The sequence below is a fragment of the Deltaproteobacteria bacterium GWA2_45_12 genome, assembly GCA_001797365.1.
Classification (GTDB): Bacteria; UBA10199; UBA10199; order UBA10199; family UBA10199; genus UBA10199.
On sequence record MGPH01000028.1, the window covers coordinates 65939 to 88858 of the forward strand.

A 22920-nucleotide genomic window follows, 5' to 3' on the forward strand; every position below is an offset into this window, starting at 1 on the left:
CTGACTATAAAGCTCTTCGTGAGATTACCCTTTTTAAAAGATTTTATTGGTCGTTTTCAAAAGACGGATCATCATTTAACCATGGAAACAAACAGTCAAACCGAAGATGTGTGTGTATTTCCGCTCCCCAATGTTGTTTTATTACCGGGGGTCGTGTTGCCGTTGCATATTTTTGAGGACCGCTACAAGCAAATGACTGATGAGGCGATTACCACGAGCACTCCAGTAGCGCTTAGCTTAAGCCGGGCTCTCCCTAACGGAGAAAAACAGAACAGCACCATATGTGGCGCCGGGAAAATAAATATCATTCAATACTATCCCGATGGCCGCAAAGATGTCTGTGTGGAAGGGGTGAAGCGGTTAAAAATTGTGGAGTACATCCAAAAAGAACCTTATTTAAAGGCCAAGGCCTGCCAGCTTACCGATATTCCTTTTGCCAACCAGATCCTTGAAAATCAGTATAAAAGAGAGCTTTCCCTTTTGGCTAAACGCTGGGTCTTTTTAAATCCCGATTTGCAAGATCATCTTATGGACTATGTAAACATCTTTAAAACGCCGCATCATTTGGCTGATTTTATCGCTTTTTATTTTTTACCTTCGCCCAAAGAAAAACAAAATCTGCTCGAAATGCTGGATTGTACCCGGCGTGTTGAAAAAATGATGGGGTTTCTTGAAGGCCAGATCAGGAAATTTGAGCAGCAGGATCACACCAACATCAATCATGGGGCCCCGGTTAAAATTTTGCACTAGTCCTCATGAGTTCAATTATTTCACAAGTTAAAAAAAATATTCTGGAAGGGAAGCGCCTTACCGAAGCAGAAGCCCTATCCCTTTATTCTGTTGATAATATCTTTGAACTGGGCAGGTTAGCCAACGTGGTTCGGGAAAATATTCATCAAGACAAGACTTATTACATTGTGAATCGCCATATTGATTATTCCAATGTGTGCGCGATTAAGTGTAAATTTTGTGCTTTTGCCAAGAAAAAGGGTGAGGAAGGCAGCTTTGAATTTTCCATTGATGAAATTGTTCGCCGTGCCAAGGAAGGCTTGGTACGCGGCATTACCGAGGTTCATATTGTGGGTGGTTTTCATCCAACCCATCCCTGGGAATTTTATACGGGTCTGATGCGGGCTTTAAAAAAAGAGACACCCTCCATTCATGTAAAGGCTTTTACAGCAGCAGAGATTCGTTATTTTTCCAAAAAATTTCGAAAAACGGAACGGCAGGTTTTTGAAGAATTGTTGCGGGCGGGGCTTGATTCCATGCCTGGTGGGGGGGCTGAAATTTTTGACGAGGAAGTGCGTAAGGAAATTTGCGGCCCAAAAGGGTCTGCCGAACACTGGATTACAACCCACAAATTAGCCCATAGCCTGGGCTTAAAAACCAATGCGACCATGCTTTATGGACATGTAGAACAATTAAAGCACCGCATTGACCATATGAGACGCATTCGCCAGCTTCAGGATGAAACAGAAGGTTTTTTGTCCTTTATTCCTTTGGCGTTTAACCCCAAAGATACCGAATACGAAGCCAAGGGCTATACAAGCGCCATTGACGACTTAAAAACCCTGGCCATTGCCCGTTTGTATATGGATAATGTTCGCCATATCAAAGCGTATTGGGTGATGTCGGGGGTGGACACAGCCCAAATGGCGCAGTCTTTTGGTGCCGATGATTTTCATGGCACCGTCATTGATGAAAACATCACACACATGGCGGGAGCCACCAGTCCGGAAGATTTACCCGAAGCAAATATTATCAAACTCATCCGCGAAGCAGGCCGCAGACCGGTTCAGCGCGATTCTTTATATCGCGAAATTATAATCTGATTCAGCGCGATTCTTTCTCGCATTGTAACTGGTTGGACATGGTGAGCCCCGTCGAACCATGATTCTTGATATAAATGAGCCAATATTATCCCAGAATGACCCTTCGATCACCGCGTAGCGGGACCCCGTATGCGGGGCAAGCTCAGGGTGTCCTTGTTAGAAAGTGCTGACTGGTTATCTCGCATTATATTATGTAAACTTAGGCCTGTCTTAAAACAGCCTAAGTTTACATAATATATATTATACGACATAACATTTGTCGGAATTTATATGAGCCATTTTCAAAGCCCGCTCACTCTTTACAAAGCTTCTCCGGAAATATTTCAAAATTTAAATGAAGCGATTGATAAAGCTTCTTCTTTGATGCTTTCCCACCAAAGTGCCGATGGTTATTGGTGGTATACCCTTGAAGCCAATGAATCGATTAACGCGGCCAGTATTTTTCTGATGCATTATTTAAATGCGGTTGATTTGGGGTTTCAAGACCAGCTGGCAAATCGTATAAAAGCTTCCCAGACCTTAGATGGTTCCTGGCCCACCTATTTTGAAGGCCCGGGCGATCTAAGTAATACGATGGAATGCTATTTTGCCCTCAAATTATCAGGCCTATCGCCCCAAGACCCGGTTATGGTGAAAGCCCAGGAGTTTGTCCGAAATCATGGAGGGCTTTCACAGTGCCGTATTTTTACCCGTATTACATTGGCCCAGTTTGGAATTATTCCCTGGAATGCATGCCCAGCCATGCCCGTATGGTTTATCATGGCGCCCAATAAATTTTCGGTTAATATCTATGAATTTTCCAGTTGGGCCAGGGCCACCATTGTTCCTTTGCTGATCATTCTGGATCAAAAACGGATTCACAAATTACCGGATGGATTTCTTGATGAACTTGTTTGTGAAGAGCAAATTTCGTGGGCTTTTAAAGGTTCTTCAAGCCCTTCCTTACTTGAAAAGGCACTCTTATTTAACGACAAAATACTTAAGTATTTCAATAATTTAAATATAATTCCTTTAAGAAAAAGATCATTGTTGAGGTGTGAAACTTGGATCCGTAAGCATGTTGACCGAACTGAAGACATTTTTCCGGCTTTAGCCAATGCAGCCATGGCTCTTTTTAGTTTGGGATACCCCCTTTCAGACCCAGGCATTCAAAAATGTCTCCATGCCTTAAAAAAATTTCGCATAGCCCTTCCTCATGCCGCCCTCATTGGTGAACTTCCCGAAAAAATCAACATCCCCCAACATGGGAGCTATCAGCAATGCTGTGTTTCCCCTGTTTGGGACACTCCTTGGATGGGAATGGCGCTTTTAGAGGCAGGTTTGGGGGAGAAAAATCCCTCTTTAATAAAAGCAGCTCGCTGGCTTATTTCAAAACAAATTCTCAATGTGTATGGGGACTGGGCTGTTAAAAATAAAAACGCATTGGCAGGAGGATGGTCTTTTGAATTTGAAAACGATTATTTTCCTGATGTGGATGACACCATTGAAGTACTTCTTTTTTTGCAAAAGATGGGACTTAACCCCGATGAATTAAAAACTCCTCTTAGCCGGGGTTTAAGTTGGGTCCTTTCCATGCAATCCAAAAACGGAGGTTGGGCCGCTTTTGATAAGGACAATACCAAAGAAATTTTAAACCAAATCCCCTTTTCTGATTACAAAGCCTGTCTGGATCAACCTTCTGCCGATATCACCGCACGCATGCTTGAACTTTTATCGCAAAATGGTTTTACAAAAAATTCTTCCGTGGTCTCCAAGGCCATTGCCTTTTTGGAAAAGGAGCAGCATTCCAGTGGTGCTTGGTTGGGTCGTTGGGGAGTCAATTATATTTATGGTACCTGGTGTGTGTTGCAGGGTTTAAGGGCCATTGGCTATGATATGCAATCTGAAAGGATTCAAAAAGCCGTTTTATGGCTTAAAAGTATTCAAAACGAAGATGGCGGTTTTGGTGAGAGCTGTCGTTCTTATGATGAAAATAATTATGTTCCCTTGAACAAATCAACCGCTTCGCAAACGGCGTGGGCTCTTATGGGGTTATTGGCTGCCGGAGAAGGCGCAAGTAAACAGGCCGCACAAGCGGCCCGGTTTTTAATTGAAACCCAAAATGGGGATGGTTCGTGGACAGAATGGGAACACACGGGAACGGGGTTCCCCCGCCATTTTTACATTCGCTATCACGGGTATCGACATTATTTCCCACTACTGGCGTTGGGAAAATACAGAAAATTTCAACAAGCCCCTACTTCTTTTTAACGGTTTTTGCTTTAAGGACTTGAACACGTGGAGTCACCCCTTTCCCATGGGCTTTTTTATTGAAATCAATTGAGGCGTTTAAGTGAATGACCAAACCTTGCAGCGCTTTGGCAACTTCTTCTGAAACATTTATTTTTCCAAGAAATTTGGAAACTTCCTTGGCTAAAATATCCAACACATCTTCTTTCCGTTTTTCAAGCTTTGTCAAAATGGAGGCAACAATTTCTCTTTGGAACTCACCATTTAAAACCATATCGCGTGCAAAGGAAGCCGAGCCCAAGCCCGTGGTCACCACTTTTTTTGCTAGATCGGTCCAAGATAATGATGTGTTTTTTTCAGTCATTAAAAAAAAGATGATGAGTTATGAGATAAAAAATCTTTCTCATAACTCATAACTCATTTTCTATTTTCAATCCGTTCCTTAAAGGCCTTCAACATGGTTGGCAAACTTTTTTCAACAAGCATCTTTGCAACGGCTCCGGGAACCAATAAGCCCAGATGCAGCTCAACGCCATAAGTGGCTTTGGTCACCCCTTTTTTAACTTCTTCCAAAATCCAGCCCCCTTTGTTGTCCTTCATGAATTCCCCTTTGACAAAGGTCCAGTTAATTTCTTTGCCCGGCTTACCCACCATTTTAAGTGTGTAAGAAAATTTTTTGACAATCTGTAAGGTGAAAGTGACTTCAAAATTATTTCCCGATTTTTTGTCGACCGAAACTGCCACTGTTTCCTTCAGAAATTCCGGATAAGCTTCGTAGTCGGTAATCACTTTATAACAGGCATCGGGACTCGCTTTAATTTCAATGGATTCCTGGGCTTTGGCCATAAAAATTCCCCTGTAGGGACCCCGCGATGCGGGGTCCCTACAAATTAATAAACAGGTTTTGTTTCGAAATGGTGAATGGCTTCAATATAACGGATGGTTCCTGTTTTGGAACGCATCACAACCGAATGTGTGGAACATCCGCCTCCAAAAAACCGCACCCCTTTTAAAAAGTCCCCATTGGTGACCCCTGTTGCTGCAAACATCACACTTCCGGAAGCCAGTTCTTCCAAACTATAAATTTTATTTTCGTCAGTGATGCCCATTTTTTTTGCTCGGGCACGTTCACTATCATTTCTGAATTTGAGTTTACCCTGCATGTCTCCGTTAACGCAACGAAGAGCTGCCGCAGCAATTACACCTTCGGGGGATCCGCCAATTCCCATAAGAACATCCACACCTGTTTCTTTAAAACAAGTGGCTATGGCGGCTGAAACGTCCCCATCGGCAATTAATTTGATGCGGGCTCCTGATTCACGCACTTCACGAATCAGTTCTTCATGACGGGGACGATCAAGAATGATCGAGGTGAGATCTTCCACATTGCATTCTTTGGCTTTGGCAATTTCAGCCAGGTTCCATGAGGGTGATTTGGAAAGATTGATCACCCCTTTAGCCATGCGCCCCACGGCAATTTTTTCCATGTAGGTGTCAGGGGCATTTAAAAACTGGCCTTCTTCGGCTAGGGCAATCACTGAAATGGCATTGGCAGCCCCCGTGGCACACAGATTGGTTCCTTCAAGAGGGTCCACCGCGATATCCACCTTTGCGCTTCCTTTTCCCAGCTTTTCTCCGATATAGAGCATGGGGGCTTCATCGCGCTCCCCTTCCCCAATGACAACGGTTCCAATAAAATCAAGCGACCCTAAAACCCTTCGCATTGCATCCACGGCGGCTTGGTCGGCAGCAATATTATTTCCACGCCCCATAAGCCGGGCTGATGAAATGGCAGCGGCTTCGGTAGCCCGCACGGCTTCTAATCCTAGGTTACGATCCATAGATGTAGCGGAAGAAAGAATTCAGGAGCCAGAAGTCAGGAGTCAGAAGGGGGAAGTTTTTATTCCGACTTCTGAATCCTGATTTCTGACTTCTGACTCCTGACTCCCGAATTCCTTTTTCAAATTCCCAAATGTTTTATCACTTTTTTAAAATTCATTTCGCAAGTCACCGGTTTGATCGAATTCTTAATGGCCGTATCCGGGTCTTTAAGACCATGCCCTGTAAGGGTGCAGACAATCAAATCATCACGGATAAAAGGTTTTGCTTTGTTTGTTTTAATGACACCTGCCACCGAAATGGCGGATGCCGGCTCACAAAAATAACCCTCCGTGGCTGCAATAAGCTTATAGGTTCGAACTATCTCAGCATCGGTTATTTTGTCAATCATTCCTCCTGATTGGTCCCTGGATAAAATAGCTGTATTCCAGGAAGCAGGATTTCCAATACGAATGGCTGTGGCAATCGTTTGTGGGTTGGGGACGGGTTTTCCCAAAACAAGGGGGGCCGCCTTTGCCGCTTGAAAACCCATCATTTTTGGTTTACGGGAGGATTTTTTTGCACAAAACCATTCTTGATAACCCATCCAATAAGCAGAAATATTCCCGGCATTTCCCACGGGAAGAAAATGATGGGTTGGGGCGTCTCCAAGAGCCTCACAAACTTCAAAAGCGGCCGTTTTTTGTCCTTGCAAACGATGAGGGTTTACCGAGTTTACAATTTCAATGGGATAATTTTTTCCAATTTCCAAAACCATTTTCAAGGCTTCATCGAAATTGCCCTTAATCTGGATGACCTTGGCCCCGTGAATCATGGCTTGTGATAATTTTCCGTAAGCAATGTTCCCTTCTGGAATTAGAACAACGCATTTTAAATTGGCCCGTGCCGCATAGGCGGCTGCTGAAGCCGAAGTGTTTCCGGTTGAAGCGCAAATAATGGCCTTGGCACCCGCTTCCACGGCTTTTGAAACAGCATAAGTCATTCCCCTGTCTTTAAAAGAGGCTGTGGGATTAAGGCCCTCATACTTTAAGTAAAGGGGGCAACCCAGTTTTAGAACACGTTCAAGATTATGGGCCCGCAACAAAGGTGTGTTGCCTTCCAATAAGGTAATAATCGATTCGTGTTGAACAGGAAGATAAGAGTGATAACGGTGAATAAGTCCGGGATAATTCATAAACTAGTTTTCAATTCGTAACAGAAGGGTTTTTTTTGTGACAACCGGCAGACTGTTAATTTGTTCCAAAGCCTGACGGAGATGTTTTTCCTTGGCTTTGTGGGTGAGCACAACAATGGGCACTTCTTTCCCTTCTTCCCTTCCCTCTTGCACAACTGAAGATATGCTAATTTGATGTTGCCCCAGGATATGGGCTATTTTGGCAAAAACCCCCGGTTTGTCCAAAGCGTTAAATCTCAAATAATAAGGGCATTCAATTTCCTCCATGGATTTTAATTTTGCTTTCTGAATTTTATCGATGGGAATCCCCAAAGGAGGAACACCTTGGGTCCGATTGGCAATATTTCGGGCAATTTCGATAATGTCGGAAATAACCGCTGTTGCTGTTGGTGGGCCCCCTGCTCCCAACCCGTAAAAAAGGGAGGGACCAAAAAATTCTCCCTGTAACATGATGGCATTAAAGGCCCCTTTGACAGAGGCCAGCATATGCTTTGAAGAAATCAAGGTGGGATGTACCCGTGCTTCAATTTCAGCATTGATCTGTTTGGCGATGGCCAAGAGTTTGATGGTGTATCCAAATTTTTCGGCCATTTCGATGTCAAAAGCTGTAATGTCCGTGATTCCCTCTGTATGAATTTTATCAAGGGGAACAAATTGGCCATACCCTAATGCAATTAAAATACATAATTTATGCGCTGTATCGGTCCCTTCAATATCTGAGGCGGGGTTGGCTTCAGCATAACCCGCTTTTTGGGCCTCTTTTAAAACATCTTCAAAAGGTTTTTTCTTTTCAGAAATTTCACTCAAAATATAATTGGAGGTTCCGTTGATAATTCCCAAAATGGATTGGATGTGGTCAGCCGCAAAACCTTCACGCATAGCCCTTAAAATGGGAATGGATCCCGCCACAGCGGCCTCAAAGCGGATATCGACTTCGTGCTTGGCTGCCGCTTGATAAATTTCGTCCCCATGCTTGGCTAAAACAGCCTTGTTGGCTGTGACCACATGTTTGCCAAGGTCGATACTTTGCAAAATGACTTCCTTGGCCACCGGTCTATCCCCGATTAATTCAACGATGATGGAAATTTCAGGATCGTCGAGTACCTCGCCAGGTTTGGTGACAAGAATAGTGCTTGGAAGAAGCCCCTTCTTTTTGGGGTCAGGATCACATACTTTTTTAATGGTGAGAGGAAAACCCAATCTTTGGGTAATAAGGGCATGGTTTTTTTCAAGTACCTTGTATACTTGGGCGCCAACGGTGCCAAAACCAAATAGACCAATATTTATTTGTGGAACACGACTCATGGGAAACTCTCATTTCTGTACGGTCTGTACGGGCGAACCTCGTGTTCGCCCTTGTAGTGACAGGTCGCGACCTGTCACTACCATTCACAGGCGAACACCCTCCAAAGGCGGGCGGGCAAGGTTCGCCCCTACACTATTTTTTTAATTCCCCTTACGGCTTGGGCAATACGTTTTTCATTTTCGACCAGGGCAAAACGGACATAACCTTCGCCATACTCGCCAAACCCAATACCGGGAGAAACACACACCTTGGTTTCTTTAAGAAGTAATTTACTAAATTCGAGTGAACCCAACGACTTGAATTTTTCAGGAATTTTGGCCCACACAAACATGGTGGCCTTTGGTTTTTCAATAGTCCAGCCAGCTTTAGTAAGGCCTTCACAAAGGACATCCCTTCTTTTGCGATAGATTTCACAAATAGTGTGACAATAAGATTCGGGACCATTTAATGCCACGGTAGCGGCAATTTGAATGGGTTGAAACATTCCATAATCAAAATAACTTTTTAATTTTTGAAGAGCGGCGATCAGGTCTTTGTTCCCGCACATAAAGGCGACGCGCCAGCCAGGCATGCTATATCCCTTGGAAAGTGAGTAAAGTTCTACAGCAATATCCTTGGCACCCTTTACTTGAAGAATACTGGGAGCTTTGTATCCATCAAAGGTGAGATCGGCATAGGCCAAATCATGAATGACATAAATCTGGTTTTCTTTGGCAAACTCAATAACCTTTTCAAAAAAAGGCAGGTCTACCACATGGGTTGTCGGATTGGATGGAAATGAAAGAACAAGGAATTTTGGTTTTGGGAAAATGGTTTTCAGGGATCTTTCCAAATTGGGAAAGAAATTTTCAAAATCATCCATGCGGATCCCGCGGATATCGGCACCTGAAATGACGGGAGCATAAATATGGATGGGATAACTGGGGTTGGGCACCAGCACAATATCCCCCGGTTGGGTTGTGGCCAGAATGAGATGCGAGAAACCCTCTTTGGCTCCCATGGTGGCAATGGCTTCCCTGTCCCAATCAAGATCAACATCGTAGTGGCGTTTATACCAATCACAAATGGCCTTGCGTAATTTGGGGATGCCACGAGAAACAGAGTATCGATGATTTTTTGGTTTTTGGGCGGCTTCCAGAAGTTTATCGACAATGAATTGCGGAGTAGGAAGGTCCGGATTCCCCATGCCCATATTAATGACATCATCCCCTTTTTGGCGTTGTTCGGTCATTTGTTGTGTCACCTGACCAAGAACATAGGGAGGAAGCCGTGTTAAGCGGGGGAAAACAACTTGAGATGAAGAAGAAACCATGAGGGAGCATTATTCGTTCAGAAGATTGTTTTTGTCAAACATTTCAAAGGTTTCATTTTGGAAATATTTCTTTAAGGGAAATCTTTTAAATCGCATCCAGTTTTCCCGACATGGAATCACCCGCGACACCGTAAGTTTTGAGTTTGTTTCGAAGTGTGCGCAGGGAAATGCCAAGTTCGTTGGCCGTTTTTGTGCGATTGCCATGAAAACGGTCGAGCGTTGTCAGGATGACCCGTTTTTCAATTTCAGCCAGGCTTAGGCCCGGTTCTACATAGTCAGCAGCCGGTCCTTGGGAAATGCGGTTTGTTTTTTCATTGGGTAACAAAATAGCCCCATTTTCAATGACATCAAAACTGCCAACGAGGACGGCACGTTCCATCGCATTGCGAAGTTCACGCACATTTCCAACCCATGGGTGGGAAAGAATTTTTTGTTTGGCACTTTCATCCAACTCAGGGGATTTTCGGGCATGTAGAATTGAAAATTCGTTGATCATTTCACGCGCCATGAACAAAACATCGTCCCCTCTTTCCCTTAGGGGAGGAAGGGTGATGGGAATGACATTAATACGATAGTAGAGATCTTCCCTGAAATTTCCCTGTTTGGTGTACTGATGCAAATCGCGATTGGTAGTGCAGATCACCCTTAAATTAAGGGGAACCGGTTGCGTGCCCCCCACACGATAAATCTCGCATTCCTGCAAAACGCGTAAGAGCTTGGTTTGCATGCTCAGGCTCATTTCGCTGATTTCATCTAATAAAATGGTGCCATTGTTTGAAAGCTCAAATTTGCCGATTTGTCTGGCCACGGCTCCGGTAAAGGACCCTTTTTCATGGCCAAATAATTCTGATTCCAAAAGTGTGTCCGGCATGGCTGCGCAATTAATGGCGACGAAAATACGGTTTGCTCGGGGACTAAATTCGTGAATCATCTGCGCGATGAGCTCTTTGCCGGTGCCTGATTCGCCTTGAATAAGCACTGTGGCCTTGCTTTGGGCAATACGTCGAAGGTTTGATAAAATCTCCTTCATCTTTATATTACTGGCAAGGAACCGGTCACTGGCCTTGATTTGGGCCGTTGGATATTTTTCAGTATTTTTTGTTTCTCCTGGGAGATCATGCGGAAAATCCAGAAAGGCCGATTTCAAGGCCATTTCCAAAACGTTCAGGGAAAAAGGTTTGATCAAAAAATCATAGGCCCCATTTTTCATGGCTTCGACGGCTTTTTCGATTGTGCCATAACCGGTCATCAGAATAACCGGAATGGTTGGAAAATGTTTTCGAACATACCCCAAAAGATCATATCCTGTAAGCCCCGGCATCATGACATCACTTAAAATAAGATGACAATCCGGCCCTACCTCTTTCATGGCTTTTGAAACATTATCATAGACACGAAGTTCATATCCCTGTTTGATAAGAAAAGCCTCAATGGCATTACGTAAGGTGGGGTCGTCCTCAATAAGAAGAATTTTCTTAGAATTCATTGAATTTTATCCTTGTTTTAATTAGATGTGTAAATTCTATATTATAGATGGGCAGTGGTCAAACTTCTTGACTGAAAAATGTACGAATAAAATTATTGACGGGGCTCTTTATGACGCAACAAGACAAAACTTCTCCTCAAGTTCATATTCTTAATAATGGATTAAAGGTCATTTTTGAAAAAACTGGCACTTCTCCGGTGGTCTCCCTTTATGCCGGAGTTAAAATAGGCAGTGCCTGGGAAAGCGACAAAGAAGCGGGATTAAGCCATGTCTTGGAGCATATGGTTTTTAAGGGGACAAAATCCTATGGGCCTGGGGCCATCTCAAGTATTGTTGAAGGCTGTGGGGGGGACTTAAATGCTTACACATCCTTTGATCAAACCGTTTACTATATCAACCTTCCTTCCAGGCATTTGCATACCGGACTTAAACTGATACGTGAAATGTTGTTTGAGGCCACCATCGACCCTGAAGAACTGGCCCGTGAACAGGAAGTGATTTTGGAAGAAATAAGGCGAGGGTTGGATAACCCCCAACGTTATTTAGGCCAAATCTTGTTTTCTCTGGCTTATCAAACCCACACCTATGGTCGGCCGGTGATTGGTTTTGATCATACCGTGAAAAGTTTTACGGCTTCCGTCGTCAAAAATTTTTATCATTCATGGTATGTCCCCAACAATATTGTTTTGGGAGTTTGTGGAGACGTTGATGAAGAGGCACTTCTACAATTCATCAAAGCGGAATTTTTGGAATACAAGGAAAAGCCCCTTTGCCGCCCCAATTTAAATCTTGAGCCCCCCTTGTCGATTGTACGCACCAAAAAAGAGTCTCGTAATATTCAGGGAAATTATTTGAATATCGCTTTTCCTGTGCCCGCATTTTTGCATGAGGATGTGCCTGCCATCGATTTGATGGCCCATTATTTGGGCGGCTCCGAAACTTCGCGACTTTATCAAAAAGTAAAAGAAGAAAAAAAACTCGTCAATGCAGTCCATGCTTCTGCCTATACCCCCCGCTACCCCGGTATTTTTGTGATTGATGCCAATATTCCTGATGAGAATCTGGAATCGGTCCTGCCTGCCATTCATGCCGAAATAAACCATGTTCGGGCAAACCTCATCCCCCAAGAACAACTGGAACGCGCCAAGCAAGGGATGGAGGCCAGCCTTGTTTATGAAAAAGAAACATGCGAGGGAACGGCCCGCAAATGGATTTCCTATGAAACGACGGGGGACGATTTTGCCTTCGAATCCATTTACATGAAACGCCTGCATGCAGTAACGCCGGAAGAGATCCGGCGTGTTGCCCAAAAATATCTGAATACAGAGGCTTGTTTTCTCACCCTTCTTCATTCAGATTCGAATAAGGTTTCGACACAATCTTTAAAATGGAAAACCTCAAAGACTACAAAACAAAAAGCAAAACTGATTGAAGAATACAAAGACATCCAAAAATACAAATTATCCAATGGTCTGCAAATTGTTTTAAAACAAAACAGCAGACTTCCTTTAATGAGCATGAAATGTGCGGGGCTGGGAGGGTTACGTTACGAAACAAGAAAAAATAATGGGATATCCAACCTTACTTTTGGAGTTTTAGAGAAGGGAACCACAACCAAAACTTCATTGAAAATAGCCGAACTTTCCGAACAAATGTCCGGGCATGTTCAAGCCTTTGCCGGCAAAAACTCATGGGGAGTGAATGCGGCTTTTTTGTCTTCAAAAAAGAGCATCGGTTTCGACCTGTTTACTGACCTTATCTTGCATCCTTTCTTTGATCCTGAAGAATTATCAAAAGAAAAAAAGCTTACCTTGGAAGCAATCAAGAATCAGGAAGATTCCCTGGGGAGTTTGGCTGTAAAAACTTTTGAAATGCTTCTTTATCCCCATCACCCTTACGGCATGCCCATCTTGGGCTCCAAGAAACTGATTTCTACCTTTAAGCCTGATAGCTTGGCAAAATTTTACAAATCTCTCTTGGTGCCTGGACAGATGGTGGCAAGCGTTGTGGGAGATTTCCAAACGGATGAAATCCTAGACTATCTTCAAGAAACGCTGGGAAGTTTGCCTGCCAATCCTAGAAAAAAGCCCAATATTAAAGCAGAGAAAGCTTCTGGCACCCTCAGGCAGAAAATTATCCGTAAAAATAAGATGCAAGCCCACTTAATACTGGGTTTTTTGGGAACCACACTTAAGAGTCGAGATCGTTTTGCTCTTGAAGTCATGAATAATATTTTGTCGGGGATGGGAGGAAGGTTGTTTTTGGAATTAAGGGACAAACAGTCGCTCGCCTATACTGTAAGCGCCATGCACACCGAGGGCTTGGAGCCTGGGTACATGGGTGTTTATATGGGCTGTGATCCAAGCAAGGTTGAAAAAGCCACCCAGGGAATACTCCACGAACTTCAAAAATTAAAAGACATTCCCGTTGAAAAGGAAGAATTGGAAAGAGCGCAAAACTATATTGCCGGTAACCATGAAATTGAATTGCAACGGAACGACACCCAATGTTCCCAACTTCTGTTTGACACTTTGTATGGAAATCCCCTGAAGGAATATGACGATTACGTCCATAAAATTTACGAAGTGACTTCAGGAGATATTCTGCAAGTGGCCCGAAAATATTTAAGACTGAATGCCTACTGCCTGGCTTTAATCCGGCCATAAACAATTTGTGGATTTGGATATAAGAAAATTGAAAACCAAATCCGGGCAGATGGATATCTGCCCGGATGTAAAAAATATTTGGCGAGTTAATTCGTGATATCAATGATGGTTAAGCCGGGTACGGGAACGTTTGGCACAGGCCCACGGCATAAATTGAGAGTGGAGCCGCCGCCATCCCGACTTTGCCTGACAGATTCATAAAGTGCTAAAGCATCAGCAATCGATAGCCCTGCATAATTGACTACCTTATCAGATGCCTCGATTCTCACGCCACACATGATTTTCAAGTCGTCATTATAACTACATCCCAAATAAAGCCTACTTCGCATATCTATTTCTATCTGATTAACATTGGCGTTGTTGGTGACACATACGGGGGGAGTATTCTCATGGGCTGTAACATCAGCCGCTATATCCCCCACAGGCACTACATTAAAGTTACTGTTTGTTTTGGGGGTAATGTTTCTGGATGCCTGCTTTGCTTGAGCATGAGTCAAACTCATTGTAAGTGTCATCAAGACAAAAAATAAAAAATATTTCTTCATAGGTTCTCCCTGGTTTAATTGTTAAAAACAATCCTTCCAAAGGAATAAGCAATTAAGATGCCAAGAATTTTATTTATAAATCTTGAATTAATTTATGGGCTTAAGTTAGTTACGTCGAATCCATACGAGAAAAATGGGAAAAAACTTCTTCTTAAAATGAGAATTTGTCAATCAAATGACATTTGAAGCAATGGCCATTTTTAAGTTTTTTTTAAGTTTTCTTCTGAAGAGAACAGGTCGAAAAAAATGAACTACTTATTTAATTTCCCTATGAGAGGCTTTGGTGGTGGTGACTTCGTCTTCGTTGTAACTGGTGAGGCCTTGAACGGCAGGGTCAATGGAGGGTTCTTCAGGCATGCTTAAGGAGCTTGTTGAAATTTTGGGACTTTCATCATGTAAAACTTGAATGATGTCATCCAAAAATCCCGGCTTGGCAATGTAGAGGCTGCCTTTGAGAAAACTGGCTATCCGTTTTAAGTCAGCGGGTAAACCCACGCCCATATTCACTTTCACAAGGGAAGACCCAATGATTTCTTTTTCTTTTCGTGGGAGCTCCTTATATTTTTTTAAGATATCGCTTTTGGTTATGGGGTTTGTCATAAAACTTGTCTTTAAAGATATCGCCATGTTATAGGCTTGCCCGTTATCCGTCAACTTCTTACAGGTTTTGGAAAATTCCCATGAGTGACACGATTAAAAAACTTTTTAATGATATCTCTCCCACTTACGACAAATTAAATCACTTGCTTAGTTTTAATGTCGATAAAAGATGGCGAAAAAAAACCGTAAAAACAATCAAGGCTTCTCCTGATACTCCCTTGGTGGCCCTTGATTTATGTGCCGGCACCTTGGACTTAACCCTTACTTTTCTTGAATCTTTTCCCAAAGCCCGGGTTCATGCCCTTGATTTTTCCCAAAACATGCTGGAAGTGGGAAAGAAAAAAATCCCTCCCCAATTTCAAAATCAGGTATCCCTTCATTGTGCCGATGCTCTCAAAATGCCCTTTCCTGATGATTTTTTTGATCTTGTTTTTTGCGGTTATGGGTTTCGTAATCTCGACGACAAACAAAAAGGGCTTTTCGAAATAAACCGTGTCCTTAAAAAAGGAGGAGAAGTCCTCATTCTCGATTTCTTCAAGCCAGCCAATATTTTTTCAAAACTTTTCCATACGACTTACGGACAGTTTTTGCTTCCCTTGGTGGGAGGAGTTATTTCAGGGAATCGCCAAGCTTATCAATATCTCAATGATTCCGTGAAAGGGTTTTTAACCACAAATGAGTTAAAAGAACTCTTCAAAAAACAAAATATCAGAAGTGAGGACAGTATTCATTACTTTATGGGTATTAGTTCCCTTGTTGTGGGAGTGAAGTCATGAAAATTGTTGTTGCCATTACGGGGGCCAGTGGATCCATTTATGCCAGGCAGGTTCTTCAATTTTTAAAGGAAACCAGACACGAAGTTTTTGTCGTCTGTTCTGATAATGGGGCAGCCATTTTTAAAGATGAAACAGGCTTAAACATCCACGAGTTTGGTTTTGTCCTTTGTGACAATAAAAATTTTAACGTTCCTTTTGTTTCCGGTTCAGCCCGATTTGATGCCATGGTTGTTATTCCCTGCAGCATGGGAACTTTGGGACGCATCGCCCATGGGGTTTCTGGTGATGTCATTACCCGGGCTGCCGATGTTTTCTTGAAAGAAAAACGAAAACTTATTCTGGTTCCAAGAGATACCCCTTTTTCCCTCATCCACATTGAAAATTTGAAATTGTTATCCCTGGCTGGAGCCACCATTATCCCCGCCATTCCTTCTTATTATAGCCACCCACAAACTGTAGATGCCTTGGCAGCCACGGTCACGGCAAGAGTACTGGATCATTTGGGCTTTGAGAACCATCTCATGAAACGCTGGAAGGAAGAATGAAAAAGAGGCTTCAATCCATCAGACACACATTTGGAATGATCAAGTTTTCGCATTCGATTTTTGCAATCCCCTTCGCCTTGGTTTCTCTTTTTGAAGCGTCTGGGGGCTGGCCCGGATGGCGATTATTCATTTTAATTGTGGTGGCCATGATCCTGGCCCGCAATACGGCCATGTCCTTTAACAGACTTGTCGATGCAAAAATTGATTCAAAAAACAGTCGAACGGCCACACGTCATATCCCTGCGGGTTTAGTGAGCCGCAAATTTGTTTTCATTTTTTGTATTATCAATGCCCTTTTGTTTGTAGGGACAAGTTCATTATTCAACCGTCTAACCCTTCTCCTTTCTCCTGTGGCTTTGGGTATTATCTATTTTTACTCTTTCACCAAAAGATTTACATCTGCCGCTCAAGTTTTTTTGGGGTTATCTTTGGGCATTGCCCCCATTGCCAGCTGGATTGCTGTTACGGGAACTCTTGCTCCATTTCCCATTGTCTTGGGAGGAGCGGTCTTGTTTTGGGTGGCCGGTTTCGACATGATTTATGCCACACAGGATTATGCCCACGACAAAAAAGAAGGACTTCATTCATTAATCGTAAAACTGGGACTTGCGCGTGGATTAGTTGTTTCCCGTTTTTTTCATTTTTTAACGGTCATTTTGTTGGGCCTTCTTCCCCTCTATGGAAATTTGGGGAGTATCTATTCGGTGACTGTCCTTGTTGTGGCCGTCCTTCTTGTTTATGAGCACACCCTTGTCAAAGCCCATGATTTGTCAAAAGTGAATGCGGCTTTTTTTACCGTGAACGGATTTGTGGGAATGATTTACCTGGTCGGGTTTTTAATGGATAAAATAATTGGGTAAATTTGAGAAGAAGTTCTTAAGCGGGTTTAGTGGGAAGTGTAAAATAAAATTCGGAACCTTTACCAAGGATTGAATCAACCCAGATACGCCCCCCGTGCAGTTCAACGATTTTTTTGGCCACGGATAGCCCCAGCCCTGCACCCCCGTAGGTTCTTTCGATGGAACCGTTTCCCTGACAAAACTCCTCAAAAATCTTTTCGTGATCGGATTCTTGAATGCCCACGCCGGTATCCTTGACACAAATTTTTGCCATTTCCCCGCTTCGCCCCACATGAACCTCTATCTGGCCCCCATCGGTGAACTTGACAGCGTTCCCCAACAGATTCATCAAGACAATGCGCACCTGTTCTTCGTCGCCATAGATGGGTAAATGTTCATGCACAAAACATTGAAACTCGTTATTTTTGGAAGTGATGATCCCTTCAAACAATAAAGCCACTTCCTGAATCATTTTGGAGATATTGATCTTTTTGACATCCAGTTCCTGCTTGTGGGATTCAACTTTAATCAGGGAAAGAATATTGTCCACAATCTCCAAAAGGGACTCGCCGGCCGATTTTATCATGGAAAGATGGCGTTTTTGATCTTCGTTGATGGGGCCATCGGCTTCTTCCATGATGAGATCGGTCATGCCCAAAATTCCGTTGAGGGGGGTTCTTAATTCGTGGGTGACATTGGCCATGAGCTGGCTTTTAAGCTCGGTCATTTCAGCGAGTTTCTTGTTTTGGTTGATGACCCTGTTATACAAAAGGGCATTGGAGATATTGTGGGCCAGCCAATAAGCCAAGAGATGCAAAATGGTCTTGTCATCTTCCTGGTATTCACTTTGATGAAGGGAGCGCCCCACATTCAAAAGGGCCACCCATTGACCATTTAAAATAAGAGGTACAACAGCCACACACGAAATTTGGGTGAAATAATGGACGGCTGCCGAGCGGATGTCGACGTAGCGTTGTTCATGAACGGTTTCATCTTTAAGAACCACGGACTGTGTTTGTTTGAGATAGTTGATAAACTCATAATCCCCTGCAATGGATACGTTAATGGGCTTTTCTCCCAGCCATTTTTTTAAAATGAATGTGTTGGATTCGGATTGATAGACAAACAAGGAACCATGAGAAGCTTCAACGACGTTAAGCACGGTACGTAAGATAATATCAATGTTATCCGAACCGCGCTCCAAAGTTTCAAGTTGAAGCATGATTTTTTTAAAAACTTGTTCGTAATCGTAATGTTTTTTGCGTGGGGAAGAAAACTTGAACATCGGGTGTTATTCTAATGAAACTATGGTTTACGATCAAGTGCTGAAGGTGACAAATAATAGAAATCGATCCCTTCTACCGTTTTTCGGCGAACATAATGGTTGTCGTAAAGAAATTTTTGCAACAACTCGTAGCGGGATACAGGGTAAGTTCCAAAATTTCGGTGATTAGCGCCCGATGTATCCAAAAATAACACGGGGGGACGCACAAAAAAATCACTTATCAGCTTTTTCCAGTTTTCAGGGCTGATACTGTCTAAAATTTCTGCAATGGTCAAAAGTTCTTTTTCATTTAACGAATGGGCCAGGGCTTTGGGCGCCTGTCTTAATTCACCTTGATGATCCCCCAGTCTTAAGTCCTGGATGATACTGTCGGGGAGGGTAAGTGTTTTTCCTGTGGCACGCATGTATTCCATGGCAGGGGAACCCGGAGAAAAACCGGCCAGCTTATCAGCCCATATTTGGGTGCTGGCTGCCTCTCGCTTTGAATAAAAATAAATCTGGGGGGCCAATCCCCAGACATAAATTCGATCGGAGGGTTTGGTTGTTTGAATCACTTCATCGATCACTTTTTGGGAAATCTCGTTTTTCAGACTGAATTGAAAAAGACCATCGGCTGAAAAACCGGCCACGGAAATAAAAGTATAAAGGGCAAAACCTTTTAAAAGGAGATTGGGGACTCCTTCTTTTAGTTTAGAGATCATTGAAACAGAGGCCAGTAAGGCAAGTGTGGGCAGTAAAAATACAAAATAATGAAAAAACACCCTTTTCCCCAAAGTGGTGACCACAAATAAACACAAAAAAGTCATGACCAGGTAAATGATTTCAGCTTTTTTCAGGAAAAATTTTCGTACAGCCCCAAAAGCCATGAACCACAAAGGAAAAGCGGCAAGGGCGAGCAAAAAGGATCTTAAGGCCAGTTTGGCGAATAAATAAGCAAAACCGATATTGTCATAAGCCCGGATGTACCCTTCTTTTACATTCGTGATATTTTTTATGGCCATGAAGAAACCGGCCACAGGGTCTTCTATAAAGGCAAAGGGAAAAGCCAGGGCCAAAATCAGGCCACAAGCAATGCAACTGATGATAACAAGCCACGAGCCTTCAATCACAAGGGCTACCAGGATCATGGGAAGAACCATGATGCCTGACGGAGCTTTAAAGAGAGCCGACAAGCCAACACAAAATCCCGCCAAGACAAAGGCCGCCTTTTCCTTGGTGCGCATGGCCCTTAAAAAACAAAAAAGGCTCATTGCCGCAGGTAACAGGGACAGGCTTTCTGCCAAGGCCGCATGAAAATCCTTGCTTAAGAAAGCAACTGAAAAAACGGCATAAAAAGTGGCAGCCCAAAACCCACCCTTGTTTTTTTGGTTTAATTCACGACCTGCCCAATAAATAAAGAAGGTGGTAAGCGACACCCAAACGGCATGAGCCATGTGCAAGGCGACCAGATTGTACGAACCAAAAATCCGGGAAATAACAATATAGAATCCATAGGTCAGATAATAAGTGTTGCCTAAAAGCCACTGACTCGAGAGTCTTCCATCCAAAATAAATTTGGAAAAAATAAAGTTGGTGATTTCATCAACATTGTAATGATTGACAAAAAAGGAAGGAGTTCGAAGCAAAAAGGCCAAAAGGCACGGGAACCAGAAGCTTTCGGAGAGAGCACGATAAGGGGATTGTTGCATAGGCAAGGAAATTATCCGCAAAGTTCCAGATAACCCTTGGCCACGGTCTGCCAATTAAAATCAAGGGCCATGCGCTGGGAAGCTTTGGCCATGGTATCTAAAAGATCATTTTTATGGGCTAAATGGATGATTTTTTCTGCCAGTTTTTGGGCGTCCCCCGGGGAAACAAGATATCCATTTTCACCTTCCAAAACAATTTCCCGCGAGCCGGCAATGTCTGTGGCGATAACAGGAAGCCCTGCAGCCATGGCCTCCAAAACAACATTGGGCATTCCCTCATAAAGTGAAGGCAGAACAAACAAATCGGCCTTGGCATAAAAATTCTTGAGCCCCTCTTGTTCAATCCAGCCAGCAAAGCTCACAAAATGTTTCAAACCAAAAGTCCTTACCATGGTTTCAAGATCTTTTCTTTCGGGGCCATCCCCAACAAGGGTGAGATGAATGGGAAGGCCTTTATCCTTTAATTGAAGCATGGCTTCAAGAAGCACATCAAAGCCCTTTTGAGGAGTCATTCGGCCCACACTTAAGATATTGAATTTTTCAGGATTAAAATTTTGTAGGGATATTTCATCTTCTGAGAGATTTAAACGGAAAAGAGAGGTGTCCACACCGTTGGGAATCATTTCAATGGGCACTTTTCTTTCCGCCTTGGAAGCCATTTCTTTTAATCCTTCACTGTTGGCCACAACATAAAGGGCTTTGCGCCACAGGAAGCGAATAACGGGAAGTAAAAGGGTGTGATAAAGGGCCAGCTGTTCTTTCATGAAGCCGGGGACATCCCCCCCGCGCAAAGAAATAATATAAGGCACCTTATAAACAAGTTTGGCCAAATAAGCTGAAGGTCCGCAGGGAATGGTAAAAAAAGCAATGGTACGATCCGGTCTGAAAGAGCGGACCCATTTTAAAGTATGGAAAAAAGAGGAAACCATGAAGGCGGCCATTTCGTAGATGCGGCATTTTTCCTTGTGTTTACGAAGTGTCGGAATACGAACAATGCGATACCCCTCTTTTTCTTCCTGTGAGGGCAAATCTTTAAATTTTGAAGTTAAGACAAGAACATCGTGTCCCAGAGCCGCCATCTCTTTGGCCATTTGAGCGTTGGCGCGTCCCCCACCCCCTCCTAAAGGAGGAAACTCGTAATTGATGAACAGAAGTTTCATAGAGTATCTCTTATCGGCTTTCCTTTTAGAAAAGTTCGTTCTTTTTAAAGGATTTCGAACGTTTTAGCAACCAAAAAAACAGAGGGGTCAAATGATAAGTTATTGATTTTATTAAAATTGTTTCTTTTTAAAGAAGGCGGAACCTTTAATTGGATAGTCCTAGAACCTGGCTTAAAACAAATTGCTTTCGCACTTTTTCATCTTTTTTGCCCGTGGGTTCATCATAATCAACCGCTCCCATATTGGTATCCACCGAAACAATTTGACCATCAAACTGGGCCAGTGGGCTCATTCCGAAGGCTCCACCTACTGCAATGACAATAATTTTACCCGGTATTTGATAGATCACTGCTGTTTTATCCCCTATGGAAGAAGGATAAAAAGGTCCCACGGGCCCTTCTCCCTGATAAAGATTCATCCCCTCCTTTTTTTCACACGAATAAAGATTGATTCCGGAAAAAGTTTTTGTGGCAGGTTCTAGAGATGTTTCATTCACAAGGGTCTGGTTCCATAAATATAAAAGAAGATCCGAATTCGGTCTGTAAACTTCAAACTTGGCATCTTTTAATTCTTTAAGCGGAATTTTTTGACCATGACGAAATAAATACAAACCTTCGCTTGTGGCTGCCAGGCGATCCCCTGTTTGTTCGTCTGTGAGTAAAAAAGGAACTTCAAGAGGAGTGATTAAATCTTTAAAGACAGGCATCGTCCTTACAGAGGCCAGATCATTATCGTAATGAACGCGATAAGTCATATAGGCCGCATCTTTTTCAAACAAGGGCTTCAAGGTGTTTGCGGCTTCGCCCGGCATTTGTTTTTGGGCATAGCTAAGAGCTAAAGTATATTGTGATTGTTCATCCAGATTTTGCCCCAGACGCAAAAATTCAAGCAGGGAGGCATCAAATTGATGGGCCTGGTAATATTCCATGGCCTTTTCTTTGGAGGGCGGTGGAATATTTTTTCCCTTCTTTTCTTTTTTGGCGGCGACTAGCGAAAGGGAGAGAAGAAGGATTAATATCCATGAAAAATTTCTTTGCATGGGAAGGAATTGTAATGAACACAGAAGAAAGGATCAACCTAAGTTTTCAACCATTCCATGAATTGGGCCAGAACTTCATCGGCATCAGCCCAATCTCTTGTGATACTTTGAAGAAGAATTCTCATTCTTTCTTCAGGCATTCCCAACAAGAAACCTTTGACACCCAAAATATTGTATTCTTCTAAAGAAGGATTGGATTTTTTTAAAGCGTCAACAATACGGAAAATATACTCCGGATATTCTACGTAACCTGCCTTGTCAACAGGAGTCAAAGGAAGTGTATAAGTTTCTTGTTCTTTAGCTTCTATTTTTCCCGCAAGATTTGGATTTAGAGCACGCACATGCACTACAGTGGCATCATCGACAAAGGGATGTGCCAAAAGATGTAGGACTGGATCCGTGGGGTGGTTCCTTATCAAAGTATCAAAATCCTTAAAATGCCTTGAGGGCAAGACAGAAAGGTTTGGTGGATATTGGGGAGAAGCCCAATCATAGTTTGTAAGTACAGTTTCCGGATGAATGCTAAAGCTAGTTGAAATTGCAAGATGACCTCACCTGGTATTGAATAGGGTTCTGATAAGGAATCCAAAACAAACACA

21 protein-coding genes are annotated in these 22920 nt (G+C 43.0%); 7 read left to right on the forward strand and 14 right to left on the reverse strand.

The annotated features are described in order from the left end of the window. Positions 1-18 precede the first annotated feature (18 nt). From A2048_07935 to A2048_07945, 3 genes are all read left to right on the forward strand, one after another. Positions 19-750 (forward strand): hypothetical protein, encoded by a 732-nt coding sequence (locus tag A2048_07935; GenBank protein OGP09438.1) that lies wholly within the window; start codon positions 19-21, stop codon positions 748-750. A 5-nt stretch (positions 751-755) separates the two neighbouring features. Further along, positions 756-1832, forward strand: coding sequence for an aminofutalosine synthase MqnE (locus tag A2048_07940; GenBank protein ID OGP09439.1), 1077 nt, complete (start codon positions 756-758; stop codon positions 1830-1832). Between the two features lie 270 nt (positions 1833-2102). Beyond that, entirely contained in the window at positions 2103-4082 is a 1980-nt protein-coding gene (locus A2048_07945; GenBank protein ID OGP09440.1) for a squalene--hopene cyclase, read from the forward strand. Here the strand turns inward: A2048_07945 and A2048_07950 are convergent. The 7 genes from A2048_07950 to A2048_07980 all read right to left on the reverse strand — a co-directional run bounded on the left by A2048_07950 (position 4069) and on the right by A2048_07980 (position 11178). Then, positions 4069-4425 (reverse strand): hypothetical protein, encoded by a 357-nt coding sequence (locus tag A2048_07950; protein OGP09441.1) that lies wholly within the window; start codon positions 4423-4425, stop codon positions 4069-4071. The genes A2048_07945 and A2048_07950 overlap by 14 nt on opposite strands. 53 nt (positions 4426-4478) lie before the next feature. After that, a complete protein-coding gene (locus A2048_07955; protein OGP09442.1) occupies positions 4479-4907 on the reverse strand; it encodes a hypothetical protein in 429 nt (142 codons plus the stop codon). 44 nt (positions 4908-4951) lie between these two features. After that, positions 4952-5902, reverse strand: a complete 951-nt coding sequence (locus A2048_07960) for a fructose-bisphosphatase, class II (GenBank protein OGP09443.1) — start codon at positions 5900-5902, stop codon at positions 4952-4954. Positions 5903-6021: 119 nt separating this feature from the next. Beyond that, the gene (locus tag A2048_07965; protein ID OGP09444.1) at positions 6022-7074 is read right to left on the reverse strand and encodes a threonine synthase; all 1053 of its coding nucleotides are present in this window, start codon (positions 7072-7074) and stop codon (positions 6022-6024) included. A gap of 3 nt (positions 7075-7077) precedes the next feature. After that, a complete protein-coding gene (locus A2048_07970; GenBank protein OGP09445.1) occupies positions 7078-8379 on the reverse strand; it encodes a hypothetical protein in 1302 nt (433 codons plus the stop codon). Positions 8380-8507: 128 nt separating this feature from the next. Next, positions 8508-9692: an alanine transaminase gene (locus A2048_07975; GenBank protein ID OGP09446.1), complete on the reverse strand. Its 1185-nt coding sequence runs from the start codon at positions 9690-9692 to the stop codon at positions 8508-8510. 85 nt (positions 9693-9777) lie between these two features. After that, positions 9778-11178 (reverse strand): hypothetical protein, encoded by a 1401-nt coding sequence (locus A2048_07980; protein ID OGP09447.1) that lies wholly within the window; start codon positions 11176-11178, stop codon positions 9778-9780. 110 nt (positions 11179-11288) lie between these two features. On the opposite strand from A2048_07980, the gene A2048_07985 reads away from it, so the two are divergent. Further along, a complete protein-coding gene (locus A2048_07985) occupies positions 11289-13844 on the forward strand; it encodes a hypothetical protein (protein OGP09448.1) in 2556 nt (851 codons plus the stop codon). Between the two features lie 86 nt (positions 13845-13930). Here the strand turns inward: A2048_07985 and A2048_07990 are convergent, their stop codons facing one another. Then, the gene (locus A2048_07990; GenBank protein ID OGP09449.1) at positions 13931-14389 is read right to left on the reverse strand and encodes a hypothetical protein; all 459 of its coding nucleotides are present in this window, start codon (positions 14387-14389) and stop codon (positions 13931-13933) included. A gap of 255 nt (positions 14390-14644) precedes the next feature. Beyond that, a complete protein-coding gene (locus A2048_07995) occupies positions 14645-15016 on the reverse strand; it encodes a hypothetical protein (protein ID OGP09450.1) in 372 nt (123 codons plus the stop codon). 53 nt (positions 15017-15069) lie between these two features. On the opposite strand from A2048_07995, the gene A2048_08000 reads away from it, so the two are divergent. From A2048_08000 to A2048_08010, 3 genes are read left to right on the forward strand one after another with little or no spacing between them, the layout of a single operon-like run. Then, a complete protein-coding gene (locus A2048_08000; GenBank protein ID OGP09451.1) occupies positions 15070-15765 on the forward strand; it encodes a hypothetical protein in 696 nt (231 codons plus the stop codon). Then, positions 15762-16310, forward strand: coding sequence for a 3-octaprenyl-4-hydroxybenzoate carboxy-lyase (locus A2048_08005; protein ID OGP09452.1), 549 nt, complete (start codon positions 15762-15764; stop codon positions 16308-16310). The genes A2048_08000 and A2048_08005 overlap by 4 nt, the downstream gene beginning before the upstream one ends. Next, positions 16307-17170, forward strand: a complete 864-nt coding sequence (locus A2048_08010; GenBank protein ID OGP09453.1) for a hypothetical protein — start codon at positions 16307-16309, stop codon at positions 17168-17170. The genes A2048_08005 and A2048_08010 overlap by 4 nt, the downstream gene beginning before the upstream one ends. A 16-nt stretch (positions 17171-17186) precedes the next feature. On the opposite strand, the gene A2048_08015 is transcribed toward A2048_08010, so the two are convergent. The 5 genes from A2048_08015 to A2048_08035 all read right to left on the reverse strand — a co-directional run bounded on the left by A2048_08015 (position 17187) and on the right by A2048_08035 (position 22701). Further along, entirely contained in the window at positions 17187-18434 is a 1248-nt protein-coding gene (locus A2048_08015; GenBank protein ID OGP09454.1) for a hypothetical protein, read from the reverse strand. Positions 18435-18454: 20 nt separating this feature from the next. Beyond that, a complete protein-coding gene (locus A2048_08020) occupies positions 18455-20122 on the reverse strand; it encodes a hypothetical protein (GenBank protein ID OGP09455.1) in 1668 nt (555 codons plus the stop codon). An 11-nt stretch (positions 20123-20133) separates the two neighbouring features. Then, on the reverse strand, positions 20134-21282 hold the full coding sequence (locus A2048_08025; protein ID OGP09456.1) for a hypothetical protein: 1149 nt from the start codon (positions 21280-21282) through the stop codon (positions 20134-20136). Positions 21283-21427: 145 nt separating this feature from the next. After that, positions 21428-22321 (reverse strand): hypothetical protein, encoded by an 894-nt coding sequence (locus A2048_08030; protein ID OGP09457.1) that lies wholly within the window; start codon positions 22319-22321, stop codon positions 21428-21430. Between the two features lie 38 nt (positions 22322-22359). Next, positions 22360-22701, reverse strand: a complete 342-nt coding sequence (locus A2048_08035) for a hypothetical protein (GenBank protein ID OGP09458.1) — start codon at positions 22699-22701, stop codon at positions 22360-22362. Positions 22702-22920: the final 219 nt, after the last annotated feature.